This is a genomic window from Pseudoduganella sp. S-14, from assembly GCF_049913285.1.
GTDB lineage: Bacteria > Pseudomonadota > Gammaproteobacteria > Burkholderiales > Burkholderiaceae_D > Rugamonas.
The window spans coordinates 785,378-799,070 of the sequence record NZ_CP183991.1; the positions used below are offsets into that span (position 1 = coordinate 785,378).

General features: G+C 64.1%; 11 protein-coding genes. 2 read left to right on the plus strand and 9 right to left on the minus strand.

The genetic code is table 11. The annotated features are described in order from the left end of the window. Nucleotides 1-74: 74 nt before the first annotated feature. A complete protein-coding gene (locus ACN9MZ_RS03615) occupies nt 75-536 on the minus strand; it encodes a DUF4437 domain-containing protein (RefSeq protein WP_426340939.1) in 462 nt (153 codons plus the stop codon). Between the two features lie 209 nt (nt 537-745). Between ACN9MZ_RS03615 and ACN9MZ_RS03620 the strand changes: the two genes are divergently transcribed. Next, nucleotides 746-1,639 carry a helix-turn-helix domain-containing protein gene (locus tag ACN9MZ_RS03620; protein ID WP_426340940.1) on the plus strand — a complete coding sequence of 298 codons (894 nt, stop codon included), beginning with the start codon at nt 746-748 and terminating at the stop codon, nt 1,637-1,639. Between the two features lie 97 nt (nt 1,640-1,736). Continuing rightward, nucleotides 1,737-3,347, plus strand: coding sequence for a M64 family metallopeptidase (locus ACN9MZ_RS03625; protein WP_426340941.1), 1,611 nt, complete (start codon nt 1,737-1,739; stop codon nt 3,345-3,347). Here ACN9MZ_RS03625 and ACN9MZ_RS03630 read toward each other — a convergent pair. From ACN9MZ_RS03630 to ACN9MZ_RS03665, 8 genes are read right to left on the minus strand one after another with little or no spacing between them, the layout of a single operon-like run. Next, a complete protein-coding gene (locus ACN9MZ_RS03630) occupies nt 3,337-3,693 on the minus strand; it encodes an MmcQ/YjbR family DNA-binding protein (RefSeq protein ID WP_426340942.1) in 357 nt (118 codons plus the stop codon). The genes ACN9MZ_RS03625 and ACN9MZ_RS03630 overlap by 11 nt on opposite strands. A gap of 34 nt (nt 3,694-3,727) precedes the next feature. After that, nucleotides 3,728-6,112, minus strand: a complete 2,385-nt coding sequence (locus tag ACN9MZ_RS03635) for a glycoside hydrolase family 3 N-terminal domain-containing protein (RefSeq protein WP_426340943.1) — start codon at nt 6,110-6,112, stop codon at nt 3,728-3,730. A 48-nt stretch (nt 6,113-6,160) separates the two neighbouring features. Next, complete coding sequence (locus ACN9MZ_RS03640) at nt 6,161-7,747, minus strand: sugar porter family MFS transporter (protein ID WP_426340944.1); 1,587 nt, start codon at nt 7,745-7,747, stop codon at nt 6,161-6,163. Next, on the minus strand, nt 7,636-9,405 hold the full coding sequence (locus tag ACN9MZ_RS03645) for an IlvD/Edd family dehydratase (RefSeq protein WP_426340945.1): 1,770 nt from the start codon (nt 9,403-9,405) through the stop codon (nt 7,636-7,638). Before ACN9MZ_RS03645 ends, ACN9MZ_RS03640 begins: the two co-directional genes overlap by 112 nt. Then, nucleotides 9,402-10,289, minus strand: coding sequence for an SMP-30/gluconolactonase/LRE family protein (locus ACN9MZ_RS03650; protein ID WP_426340946.1), 888 nt, complete (start codon nt 10,287-10,289; stop codon nt 9,402-9,404). The genes ACN9MZ_RS03645 and ACN9MZ_RS03650 overlap by 4 nt, the downstream gene beginning before the upstream one ends. After that, a complete protein-coding gene (locus ACN9MZ_RS03655) occupies nt 10,274-11,065 on the minus strand; it encodes an SDR family NAD(P)-dependent oxidoreductase (RefSeq protein WP_426340947.1) in 792 nt (263 codons plus the stop codon). Before ACN9MZ_RS03655 ends, ACN9MZ_RS03650 begins: the two co-directional genes overlap by 16 nt. A gap of 4 nt (nt 11,066-11,069) precedes the next feature. Continuing rightward, nucleotides 11,070-12,251, minus strand: a complete 1,182-nt coding sequence (locus ACN9MZ_RS03660; RefSeq protein WP_426340948.1) for a fumarylacetoacetate hydrolase family protein — start codon at nt 12,249-12,251, stop codon at nt 11,070-11,072. A gap of 18 nt (nt 12,252-12,269) precedes the next feature. Beyond that, on the minus strand, nt 12,270-13,658 hold the full coding sequence (locus ACN9MZ_RS03665; RefSeq protein ID WP_426340949.1) for an enolase C-terminal domain-like protein: 1,389 nt from the start codon (nt 13,656-13,658) through the stop codon (nt 12,270-12,272). Nucleotides 13,659-13,693 lie beyond the last annotated feature (35 nt).

Here is a 13,693-nt window from a genome sequence, read left to right on the forward strand (position 1 = left end):
GCAAAGCTACGACCGGCCATTCGCCATCGCGAAAACAGGAGTGTGCGATCGGTAGCGAATGGCTGGAAGTAAAGCTACTTCTTATCGCTTGCCGCCGCCTTTGAATCATCGATCAGGTCGAACTTGCCATCGGAGGTCATAAAAAAGGTGCAATCGGCGCCGGTCGCGCAGCCGCTGACGTGCTTTTTGCCGGCAGCTTGCATCAGGTAGGAGCCGGGGCCCAATTTGGTTTCCGGCGCGCCATCGGTTTTGTGCACAAAAGTGCCGGATATGATCACGATTTTTAGCGCATGGGTGTGGTGGTGCAGGGCGTTGACCTGGCCAGCGTCGAATTTCACAAACACGCCATAGGGGCCGCCTTTCATCCAGTCGCCCCATAGCTTGGCGACCTTGGTGCCTGCGACCGGGCCGGCCTCCCATTTCACCGACTCGGCGGGCCAGACCACATCTTCCATGGCCTTGGCCTTATCTTTTGCCAGCGCGCCGGCGCTGAGCAGGGTGGAAACCGCAAGTAACGCAAATGCCATTGTTTTCATGGTGGTGCTCCTTGTTATGGTTGGCGGGGAAACTGGCGTCCATTTATCGTTATAGCCCATCCACAGCGGATTCCAAGTTGGCAGGCAGCGACACTTTCTGTGCTGAAACGGCCGACTTCGACGCGGATTCCAGCCGAGCCCGTGTCGCACTTGGGGTGTGACCCCATGGTGTGACACGGGCTCGGCTGTAGCTGGGGTATATTGCTTCGATGGAGAGCGTGGAAGAGCTTGAGCGGTGGTTCAGGATGGCGGGCGTGCATGCGCTGCATGCCTGCGTCGGGCCGCTTCCCGGATCGGGAGCTGCGCTTGGCCGGTGGACCAGCGATGGGCCGGAACACGCTATCCGCTCGGTGAGTCCGCATCCGGGCACCTATCGCCTGGCGTTGATGATGGAGCCGCTCGATGCTCGCATCTGGCAAGGCAATACGCCGGTGTGGGGCGGTACCATCGGCGCCAATCGGTTCCGGCTTTGCCCGCCGGGGGAGCAGGGGCGCTGGAGCCAGCTTAGCGGCTGCGATATCGTCAACGTCTTCCTGCCGGTGCAACTGATCGATCGTCTGGCGGCCCAGCGCGGCGAAGAACTCGATGCGACGCTGGCGGCAAGCCTGTTCACTTCCGACCGCATGGTGTTCGACCTTGTGCGCAAGATGCTAGATGCGCAGGCGCTGGCCGGGCCGCTGGCAGCTGAAATGTGCGACCACCTTGCCATGGCCCTGGCCTGCTACCTGATCGAGCACTATTCGCGGCCAGCGCAGTCGGAGGAGAGTTCGCTCGGCGGCACGCGCTTGCGCCGCGTGCTGCGCCATATCACTGAACACCTCGACGCACCGCTGGCCAACGCGGAATTGGCTGCGCTTTGCGGCATGAGCGCGGCGCATTTTTCGCGTGAGTTCCATCGCGCCGTGGGGCTGCCGCCGCATCGCTATGTGCTCACACGTCGCCTGGAACAGGCTTGCGCGACGCTCGCTGGCGGCGAGGTGCGCATCGTCGACATCGCGGAGCAATTCGGCTTCCACAGCGCCAGTCATTTCACGCGCGCCTTCTCGGCACACTATGGCCTGTCGCCTGCCGCGTGGCGCGCCAGCCGCTGTAACAATTGTTAATAGCAGGATTGTGCAATTTGCGCGCGTTTGTGCACGCGCAACCGGCTGGGCGGCCACAGAATCTCCAGTCCCAAACCACAAAAAATGGAGAGACAAGATGGCTTCGTTACGAAATTCCCTGGTCCTGCTTGCGCTGTCGGCGGCCGGCGCGGCGCAGGCCGACAATATCTCGCTGCGCATCGGCTTCGCCGAAGGCCGCACCGGGGCGGAATTCAAACCGCTGCATGCAGAAGTGGGCAAATTTGCCGTGACGCCGAACGTGCGACAGCGTGCGGAGGATGACCAGTGGGTGGTGGTCGCCAAGGATGCGCAGGGGCGCGTGCTGCATGAGGTGAGCGTCAACAATGGCTTGCGCCGCCATGTGGAGACTTTCAACCCGCGCTCGGGTGCTATCGACCTGTCGACCACGGTGCAACAGCGTGAAGGCAGCTTTGAGGTTTCGCTGCCCTTCGATAAAGCTACTGCCAGTGTCGAAGTGTTGCCGAAGCAGGGTGGTGCGGCCGGCGCCAAAGCGGCCGTCGCTGCAGCAGGGCCGCTGGCACGCTTCGACCGCAGTACGCTGGAGCAGGCTGCCGCCGGCGGCAAGACTGCACGTTCGGCCATGCTCGCAGCGACGCCGTCCGCAACGGCGACGACGATCCTGAACAACGGCAGCGCGGCGACCCACATGGACTATGTCTTCATCGGCGATGGCTACACTGCTGCAGAAATGGATAAGTGGCGTGCCGATGCGCAGAAGGTGATCAATGGCTTCCTGGCCGATCCGCTGTTCAATGCCAACCGCGCTTCGATGAATATCCATCGCGTCGACGTGGCCAGTAACCAGTCGGGCGTGGACGAACTCGATAAGGGCATTTATCGCGATACGGCGATGGATGGGGAATTCGCTTGCTACAACATCGAACGCCTGCTGTGCGTGAACAATACCAAGGCGACCAATATCGCGGCTTCCGTGCTGGCACCCGATGCGCGCGATGTGATCGTGGTAATCGCGAACTCGACGCGTTACGGCGGGTCCGGCGGCGCGGTGGCGACGCTGTCGATGCATGAGCAGTCGATCGAGGTGGCCTTGCATGAGATCGGCCATACGGCGTTCGCACTGGCGGACGAGTACGAGTACGGCACCTGCAACACCAGCAGTGAGCCGACCGAAGTCAATGTGTCGCTGAAGGGCACGCGGTCCGTCAAATGGGGCAACCTGATTGCGGGCAGCACGGCCGTTCCGACCGGCCTGGGCGTGTATCCGAACGGCACCGTCGGCACTTTCGTGGGCGCGCAGTACTGCGGCTCGGGCAAATACCGTCCGACAGAGAACTCGCGCATGCGGACCTTGGGCTATCCGTGGCATGCAGTGAATGAGGGCGCGGTGAAGAAGGTGTTTGCCAAATACACCGGCTCGGGTTCGGTGACGCAGACGGGCACCCTGGCCAACGGCGGCAGCGCCATCGCGCCGAGCGCTTCGCCAGGTTGGGTGCAGGCGGGAGCTGGCACGTTCTCCCTGCAACTGAGCGGTCCGTCCGGTGCCGACTTCGATCTGTTCCTGTACAAGTGGTCGGGCAGCGCGTGGACCAAGGTCGCTTCCAGCGAGGGCAATACTTCCAGCGAGTCGATCAGCTACAACGGCACGGCGGGCTACTACTACGCGCAGGTGAAGTCGTATTCGGGCAGCGGCAGCTATTCGCTGACCTACGCTTTCCCTAAGCCTTGATCTCGCGCTGGCGTGCCTTTGTCAGCGAGGAGAATGCCTTGTCGTAGGACCATTGCACCAGCTCGACCAGGTAGTCTTCCGGGAAGCGGCGCACGTCGACAATCGTGACCCAATGGAAGCGGCCCATGTAGCGGGCCGGTTTCACGCCGGGCATGCCGGTGAGTTCGAGGAAGCGGTCGGGCGTGGCGCGGAAGCTGAAGCGCCACTGTTCCGGCTCGCTGGTCTTGAAGTAGGCGAAGGTCTTGCCGCCAATTTTGTAGCTCAGTACATTGACCGGCGGTGCATGCAGCAGGCTGTCTGCGCCAGGAAGGCTGGCGCAATGGGCTTTGACTTGAGTGATGTCCACTTTCGCTCCCGACTGGAAAGTGGACATTCTAGCGTCAACTGACCAGCAGTTTTGCCGATTTCAACGTTGCGCTGTCCGGGCCCACCGAAATGGTGAAGGTGCCCGGCTCGACCACGCGCTTCATGTCGGCGTTGTAGAACTGCAGGTCGGCCGGCTTGATGTCGAAGGTGACGGTGCGCTTCTCGCCCGGTTGCAGCGTGATGCGCTGGAAGCTTTTCAGTTCCAGCACAGGGCGGGTAGCGCTGCTGATGTCGTCGCGGATGTACATCTGCACCACTTCGTCGCCGGCGCGCTTGCCGGTGTTGGTGACGTCGACGCTGACTTTCGTGCTGCCGTTGGCGGCGACGGTGGTTTGCGCCAGGCGCGGTTCGCTGAACGCGAAGCTGGTGTAGCTGAGGCCAAAGCCGAACGGGTAAAGCGGCTTGGTGCTGCCGTCGATGTAGCCGCGGCGGGCACTTGGCTTGTGGTTGTAGAAGATCGGCAGCTGGCCCACGTGGCGCGCTACCGATACGGGCAGCTTGCCGCCCGGGTTGGCGCGACCGAACAGGATGTCGGCGGCGGCATGGCCGGTTTCCTGGCCGAGATACCAGCCTTCCACCAGGGCGTCGGCGCGTTCGGCCAGCAGGTTGACCGATAGCGGCCGCCCATTCAGCAGGAACACGACGGTTGGCTTGCCGAGGTCGAAGATGGCCTTGGCCAGTTCGTTCTGCTGGCCCAGCATGTCCAGCGTCTGGCGGTCGCCCAGGTGGTTGTCAGCCCAGGCTTCGCGGCTGGTCTGTTCGTTGTCGCCAAGGACCATGATGATGGTGTCGGCGTTGCGCGCGGCGGCAACGGCTTCGGCAATCAGCTTGGCGTTGGACTGCGGCGGGGTGAAGATGATTTCGTCTTTGCCCCAGATGCGTTCTTCGGTGATGCGCACGCCTTCACGGTATTCGAGCTGGAAGCCTTGGCGCTGGCTTTCGGCTTGCAGGCCTTCGAATACCGACACCACCTGCCGTGGCACGTCGGAGTAGCCGCCGATCGGGGTGTCCTTGGCGTGGGTGCCAAGCAGCAGCACCCTGCCAACCGTCTTGCCGTCCAGCGGCAGCAGGCCTTTGTCGTTCTTCAGCAGCACGACGGCGCGCGCGGCTGTTTCGCGGGCCAGGGCAACGGCGTCCGGCGTGGCGGTCAGGCTGTCGGCAATGGCGGCGTCGACATAAGGCTGTTCGAACAGGCCGGAGAGGAATTTCCATTCAAGGATGCGGGACACCACGGTGTCGATCTCGGCGACGCTGACCTTCTTTTCCTTCACCAGTTGCGGCAGGAGCTGGTAGCCGAAGGCGTCGGGAGTTTCGATGTCCACGCCGGCTTTCACGGCGCGTATGGCAGCGTCCTTCGGCATGTCGGCCAGGCGGTGACGGGTGATCAATTCCTTGACGCCAAAGTAGTCGGATACGGTCAAGCCCTTGAAACCCCATTCTTCGCGCAGCACCTTGTGCAGCAGCCAGCGGTTGGCGTGCGATGGCAGGCCGCCGATCTCGTTATACGAGGGCATCACCGCGGCCGCATTGGTTTCCTTGATGATGCGCTCGAATGGCGGGAAGAATTCTTCGCGCAGCGTGCGTTCGGTGACTTCGGCGGGACCGATGTTGGTGCCGCTTTCCGGTTGGCCGTGGCCGGTCATGTGCTTCAGCGTCGTGAACACCTTGTCCTTGGCCAGCTTGCGTTCCTCACCCTGGAAGCCCAGCACGGCAGCCTTGCCCATTTCGGCGCACACATGCGGGTCTTCGCCGAAGGTTTCTTCAATGCGGCCCCAGCGCGGTTCGCGCGCCACGTCGACCACCGGCGCCAGTGCCAGGTTGGCGCCGCGTGCACGCATTTCGCGGGCGGCGACGCTGAATACCTTGCGCACCAGCGGCGGGTCGAAAGTCGATGCCAGCGCGATCGCCTGCGGGAAGCTGGTGGCGTCCTTCGCCACGTAGCCGTGCAGGGATTCTTCGTGCATGAACAGCGGAATGCCGAGGCGCGTCTGTTCGACAGCCCATTTCTGCGCGGCGTTGGTGTAGGTTGCGGTCTCCTGCGCGTTGCGGTTGGCGCGGGCGCCGCTGTCGCCGGCACCGCCTGCTTCGGCCCCGCCCTGGCGGTCGGAAGGGCGGGCCAGCATGCCGAGGCCATTCGGGTAAGCCTTGGCGGCCTTGGCGGCGGAGAATTCACCGCTGGCGTCCTGGATGACGCCTTTTTCCTGCCAGATGCACAGCATTTGCGCGACCTTTTCCTCCAGCGTCATGCGTCCCAGCAGGTCTTTGACGCGGGCCGGCACCGGCGCAGCGGGGTCTTTGTACAAGGGCCTTGCCGCTGCGGCAGCCATGGCCGCCGGCGTGCCGAGGGCGGCTACGCTGGCCGCGCCGGATAGGGATGTGAGGAACTGCCTGCGTTTCATGCTGTGTCTCCAGTAGTTGTATTGGTTTTATATTTGTCTTGAACCCGCTTAGCCTTCCATCTGCTCCAGCTCCTTGCCGCGCGTTTCATGCACATAGCGCAGCACGAAGAACAGGGAGATCACGGCGGCGACGGTGTAGATGCCGTATGCGCCAGCCAGGCCGATGCCGCCGAGCAGGATGGGGAAGGTTACCGTGATGATGAAATTCGACGTCCATTGCGCGGCGCCTGCGACTGCCAGGCCGGAGCCGCGAATCTGGTTGGGGAACATCTCGCCCAGCATGACCCACATGACCGGGCCCCACGACAGGTTGAAGAAGATCACGTAGACATTCGCGGCGATCAGCGCGAGCACGCCCATCGAGCCGGACAGCGTCAGCTTGCCGCTTGCGTCGAGCGACGCGCTGGCGAATGCGAGCGTGACCAGGCCGAGCGTCACCGCCATGCCGATCGAGCCGATCCACAGCAAGGGTTTGCGGCCGATGCGGTCGATCAGGAAGACGGTAACGATGCAGGCACCGATGCTCAGTGCACCCGAGAGGACGTTAATCAGCAGCGCATCGCTCTCTGAGAAGCCAACGGCCTGCCACAGCACCGCGCCGTAATAGAACACGACGTTGATGCCGACCAGTTGCTGGAAAGTCGCCAGTCCGATGCCGACCCAGACGATAGGACGCAGCTTGCCGGTTGCCTTGTTGATCAGGTCGGACAGGCGTGGGCGATGGTGGTCTTCGGACAGGGAGACGTCGATCGCCGCGAACTTTTCCTTGGCTGCGGAGGCGCCATACAGGCGCTCCAACACGGCCATGGCTTCGGATGTGCGCTTCTTCACGACCAGGAAGCGCGGGCTTTCAGGAATCGCCAGCAGGAGCAGCAGGAACAGCGCGGATGGAATGGCCATTATCCAGAACATCCAGCGCCACGCTTCCTGGCCGAGCCACAGCACGCCGGTCGAACCGCCGGCTGCTTTCGCCAGCATGTAGTTGCTGAGGAAGGCGCAGAACAAGCCGCTGATGATCGCGATTTGCTGGACGGTTGCGAGACGGCCGCGATAGCGGGCCGAGGCAACTTCGGCGATGTAGGCCGGCGACATCACGCTTGCCGCGCCGACGGCAAAGCCGCCCAGTACGCGGGCGGCGATGAACACCGCCGATGTCGTCGCGCAGCCTGCGCCCAGCGCCGACAGCAGGAACATCACGGAGGAAATGATCAGCACTGCACGGCGTCCCCAGCGGTCGCCAAGGCGGCCGGCGAAGAAGGCGCCGATCGCGCAGCCAAGCAACATCGAAGCGACTTCGAAACCGATCCCGGCGGAGGTCGAGTGGAATGCCTGTTTCAGGCCGTCGACCGTGCCGTTGATCACGCCACTATCGAAGCCGAACAGGAAGCCGCCGATGGTGGCTACGCAGCTGATAAGGATGATGAGGCCAGTGTTCTCCTCTTCATGACTGGGTTCGGTATTTTCCAGGGCAATGCTGTTCATGGATGTCTCCTCTTTCTTTATCAGGCCCGGTTCGTGCCGGGTCAGTGATTGTGGCGCGGCGTGTCGTTCGCGACGCCCCGGTAAGCCAGTGCCAGCTCCATGCACGCGCCGTTGGCCATCTGGCCCACGGTGGCACGATAGATCTCCTGCCATGGCGTCTGGCTGGGCGGTACGGGCGGCACGCCGTCTTGCTTGCGGCGTTCAATTTCTTCGTCGTCCACCAGCATATTGCAGCTGCCGGTGTTCAGGTCGATGCGCACCATGTCGCCGGTGCGGATCCAGGCCAGACCGCCCCCCACCGCGCTTTCCGGCGAGGCGTTCAGGATCGAAGGGCTGTCGGAAGTGCCGGACTGGCGGCCGTCGCCAAGGGTCGGCAGGTTGTTGATGCCTTTCCTGATCAGCGCATCAGGCGGTTGCATGTTCACCACTTCCGCCGAACCGGGCCAGCCCACCGGGCCTGCGCCGCGGATCACCAGGATGGTGTTCTCGTCAATGCCCAGTGAAGGATCGTTGATGCGGGCGTGGTAGTCGCCGGAGCCGTCGAATACCACGGCGCGGCATTCAAAGATGTTTTCCTGGCCGGGACGGCGCAGGTAGCGGTTGCGGAAGTCTTCCGAAATCACGCTGCTCTTCATGATCGCGAAGTCGAACAGGTTGCCGCGCAAGACCATGAATCCGGCCTGCTCTTTCAGCGGTTTGTCGAATGGCGTGATCATTTCTCGGTCGGCGCTCTCGCAGCCTTCCAGGTTCTGCGCCATGCTGCGGCCGGTGACGGTCGGGCGTTCGGCGCGCAACTTGCCCGCCTTGTGCAGCTCCCACATCACGGCCGGTACGCCGCCGGCGCGATGGAAGCGCTCGCCGAGGAATTTGCCGGAAGGCTGCATGTTCAGCAGCAGCGGGATGTCGTGGCCGTAGGTCATCCAGTCGTCTTCGTGCAGTTCGACGCCGGCGTGGCGCGCCATGGCCATGATGTGCTGCTGGGCGTTGGTGGAGCCGCCGATGGCGGCATTGACCACGATGGCGTCCAGGAAGGCTTCGCGCGACAGGATGGACGATGGCCGGATGTCCTGCTGCGCCAGTTCGACGATGCGGCGGCCCGTTTCATAGGCCATCTGGCCGCGCTCGCGGTAAGGTGCCGGGATGGCAGAGCAACCGGTGAGCGACATGCCCAGCGCTTCGGCCATGGCGTTCATGGTGGAGGCAGTGCCCATGGTGTTGCAGTGGCCCGCCGACGGTGCCGACGCGGCGGCAATTTCGAGGAACTTCTCGTTGTCGATCTGGCCTGCTGCCAGTTGGCGGCGGCCTTTCCAGATCGCGGCGCCGGAGCCAACCAGCTCGCCATCGAGCCAGCCATCGAGCATTGGTCCGCCGGACAGCACGATGGCGGGAATGTCGACGGTGGATGCGGCCATCAGCTGCGCCGGGGTGGTCTTGTCGCAGCCGGTGGTCAGCACTACGGCGTCGATCGGGTAACCGTGCAGGATCTCGACCAGGCCCATATAGGCCAGGTTACGGTCGATGGCGGCGGTAGGGCGGCGGCAGTTCTCGAAGATCGGGTGCAGCGGGAATTCCATGGGGATACCGCCCGCGTCGCGGATGCCGTCGCGCACGCGCTTGGCCAGGTCGAGGTGGATCCGGTTGCAGGGGCTGATGTCGCTGCCCGACTGCGCGATGCCGATGATCGGGCGGCCGCTGCGCAGCTCTTCCGGGGTGATCCCGTAGTTCATGAAGCGCTCCAGATACAGCGCGGTCATGTCGATGTGGTCCGGGTTGTCGAACCAGTCCTGCGAACGATAGCGGCGAGTGCTCATGCTGCTTTCCTGTCGAATTGATGTTGTGGCAGGCCGGGCACGTCCACGCGGAAGGTGAACACGCCGCCAGCCAGCGGATGGGCGGCCAGGGCTTCTTCGCTCATACCCTTGCGCGCGGTGGTGACGAAGACCGTGCGCAAGTCGGCGCCGCCGAAAGCGACCTTGGTGATGTTAGGGCAGGGCATCGGGACAGTTTGCGCGAGCTTGCCGTCCGGCGCATAGCGTTCGATGCGGCTGCCGCCGAACAGGGAGATCCAGACGTGGCCGTCCGCGTCGACGGCGCTGCCGTCCGGGTGGCCGGGCACGCCATGCGCGTAGCGTACGAACTCGCGCTTGTTCGACAGCGTGCCGTCAGGGGCGCTGTCGTACGCATACACCACGCGCGCCAGCGTGTCGGTATGATAGAAAGTCCTGCCGTCCGGGCTGTGGGTGGGGCCATTGGTAATGATGATGTTGCCATCCATGGCTTGCAGGCCGCGTGCATCGAGGCGGTACAGGGAACCGGTGGGGGCGGATTCGCCGTTGTCCATGGTGCCGAACCACAGGCGCCCGTTGGCATCGATATAGCCGTCGTTGCAGCGGTTGCCCGGCTGGCCGGCTTCAATTTCCAATACTGTGTCGAACTTGCCGGCAGCGGTGAAGCGCGCAAGCTTTCCCGGCAAGCCGCAGATGAAATCGTCATCGGCCATCGGCAGTGCGAAGCCGATTTCGGCAGGGGCCTGCCAGCTAAGGCGTTCGGCGCCATTCTCATTGCAGCGGTGCAGGCGGCATCCCTTGATGTCGACGAAGTAGAAGGCGCGCTCCGCGGCATGCCAGAGCGGCCCTTCGGCCAGCGTGGCGCCGACTTCCCAGATGCATTGCGGGGAGCTCACGATCCGTACCATCCAGCGTCGACGAAGTAGTCGCGGCCGGAGCAGCGCGCTGCATTGCCCGAAGCGAGGAACAGGGTCAGCGCAGCCACGTCATCCGGCTCCACGCGCTCGTGCAGGCACTGGGCGGCCAGGATCGCGGCTTCGTCTTCCGGCGAATGCCACAGCGCCATCTGGCGCGGCGTCTTGATCGAGCCGGGAATGATGCAGTTGACGCGGATGCCGTCGGCGCCCAGGTCGCGCGCCAGGCCGCGGGTCAGGCCCTCGATTGCTGCCTTGGCTGTCATATACAGCGACAGCTTGCCCAGCGCCAGGTGCCAGGAGATCGAGCCGAAGTTCAGGATCACGCCGCCGCCAGCAGCCTTCATGCCCGGGGCCACGGCCTGCGCGCAGAAGAACTGGTGGCGCAGGTTGACAGCCAGGCTGTCGTCCCAGTACTTGGCGGTGACGTCTTCCACCTGGTGGCGGTTGTCGTTGGCGGCGTTGTTGACCAGGACTTCCACCGGGCCGAGTTCGCGCTCGATCTGCTGGAACACCGCGCCGACCGATTCGAGCTCGGTCAGGTCGCAGCGGATGTAACGCGGCGGACACTGCGCGCCTGCCAGGCTTTGCTCCAACGCCTTCGAGGCCTCGTCCTGGATATCGAGGAAGACAACGTGCGCGCCCTGTTTGACGAAGGCGTCGACGATGGCCGCGCCAATGCCGGTGCCGCCGCCCGTGATCACGACGCGCTTGCCGGCGAGGTCGGGGTAGGTGGCGTACACCACGGGTTTTCTTGCTGCTGCTGTCATGTATTTATTCTCCTGCCGCGATGCCGCGGCGTGCCAGGTTGCGGTAGAGGGCGCGGACACCAAAGGTCCACGGCGGCAGCTGGTCGCTGCGTTGCACGTGGTTGACCAGCGCGCCAAGCGCCGCGCTGCTGATGGTAACCCGGTCGCCCAGGTGATGGGTAAAGCCGGCGCCTTTCTGGCCACGGTCCTTGATCGGCGAGAACATCGTGCCGAGGAAGAGCATGAAGCCGTCCGGGTATTGGTGGTGGACGCCGGCGGTTTGCGCAACCAGCTCGAGCGGGTCGCGGCTGATTTCGCACATGCGGCTAAGACCGTCGAGCACGAAGTCGTCGTCGCTGCCTTCGATGGCCAGGCGTACTTCGGCGTTGCGCACGTCGCCCATGGTGAAGCTGCTGTCGAACAGGCGGATGAAGGGGCCGATCGAGCAGGAAGCGTTATTGTCCTTGGCCTTGCCCAGCAGGAGCGCGCTGCGACCTTCGATGTCGCGCAGGTTGACGTCGTTGCCCAAGGCCGCGCCGACAGCTTCGAAGCGGCTGTTCACTGCCAGTACGATCTCCGGCTCGGGATTGTTCCACTGCGAGGCAGGGTGCAGACCGACGTCGGCGCCGAAGCCGACTGCCGACATGGGCTGCGACTTGGAGAACACTTCGGCGAATGGGCCGATGCCCACTTCCATGTATTGCGACCATGCGCCGCGCGCCTGGAATTCGCGCTTGAGCTGCTCCGCCTCCGGCGAGCCCGGCTTGATGCTGGACAAGTCGCCGCCGATGGTGGACAGCAATTCCGCGCGCAGCGCATTGGCGCGCGCCGGATTGCCGCCGGCCTGTTCTTCGATCACGCGTTCCAGCAGGCTGACGGCGAAGGTTACGCCGCAAGCCTTGATGGCTTGCACGTCGCACGGCGCCAGCAGGCGCACGCCTTTGGCATCGCCAGCCAGTGCGGCGCCGATCAGTTCCTCTGCGCTGCCCAACTGCTCGCCGTCCGCATCGCGTGCGAACTGCAGCACGTCCGGACGGTCCAGCAAGTCCGCCACCGTGGCCACATGCGCGGTGATATCGAATACCACGCCATTTCGTACCACGACGACGCAGGGGCCATCCACCGGCGCCGGGCGCCAGACGCGCCCCACCAGGAGGGCATCTTCCAGGTCGTGCGGCAGGCACGCCGATGCATTAATCGTTTGCATAAAGTCTCCTTTGAATTCTTAACGGCCCAGGCTTGGCAGCTTGGGCGAGTACTGCCAGCCTGGCACCAGGTATTGCATGGCCACCGCGTCGTCGCGCGCGCCAGTACCGACCTTCTTGAACAATTCGTGCGCTGCCTCGATGCGCTCCATATCCGGCTCGATGCCCAGGCCGGGCGCCTCTGGTACCGCTACCTCGCCAGCTACGATTTGTGGCGGATTGACGGTCAGGCGTTCCTGTCCCTCCTGCCAGATCCAGTGGGTGTCGATGGCTGTGATGCGCCCCGGCGCGGCAGCCGCAGCATGCGTGAACATGGCCAGCGAAATATCGAAGTGGTTGTTGGAGTGCGAACCCCAGGTCAGGCCCCATTCGGCGCAGAGCTGGGCCAGGCGCACCGAACCTTGCATGGTCCAGAAATGCGGATCGGCCAGAGGAATGTCGACGGCCCCCAGCAGGTGCGAGTGCGCCATCTGGCGCCAGTCGGTGGCGACCATATTGGTGGCGGTCGGAATACCGGTGGCGCGGCGGAATTCGGCCATGACCTCGCGGCCGGAATAGCCGTCCTCGGGGCCGCATGGATCTTCGGCATACGCCAGCAGGTGGCCCTGGCCGCGGCACAGGGCGATTGCCTCGCCGAGCGACCAGGCGCCGTTCGGGTCCAGCGTTACGCGGGCATCGGGGAAGCGCGCCTTGATGGCGGCGATGGCTTCGATCTCCTCGGCGCCGCGCATGACGCCGCCCTTCAGCTTGAAGTCGCGGAAGCCATAGCGGTCTGCCGCTGCCGCTGCCTGGTCGGCGATGGCGGCCGGCGTCAGTGCTTCGCGGTGGCGGGCCGCGTACCAGCCGGTGCTGCCGTTGCCGGACAGGTAAGGCAGGTCGGTGCGCTGGCGGTCGCCGATGTAGAACAGGTAGGCCAGCATCGGCACGCTGTCGCGCTGCTGGCCGGCGCCGAGCAGTTCGCACACCGGCACGCCCAGGTGCTGGCCCAGCAGGTCGAGCAGGGCCGCTTCGATGGCGGTGACCACATTTTCCAGGCGCAGGTTGATTTCGTGCGGCTGCTTGAGCACTGCGGCTTCCGCGGCGGAGGTGACTTGGTGCTGCATGCCGCTGCCTTTGCCGGAAATCGCGGCGCGCACGGCATTCAAGGTGCGATTGAAGCGGCCGGTTTCGGTGCCGACCACCAGCGGAATGGCTTTTTCCAGCGCTTTGGTAATGCCGGCGCCGCCGGGCACTTCGCCGACGCCGGTGCGGCCTGCGCTGTCCTTGAGGACGACCACGGTGCGGATGAAGTAAGGCGCATGGGCACCGCACAGGTTGAGCAGCATGCTGTCGTGGCCGGCGACCGGAATCACCCGCATTTCGGTGATGGCCGGCGTGCTGCCGCCGCCCTGAATTGTTGCGTGTACCATTTGATTACCCTAAAATGAATAGCGCTACCATTTCT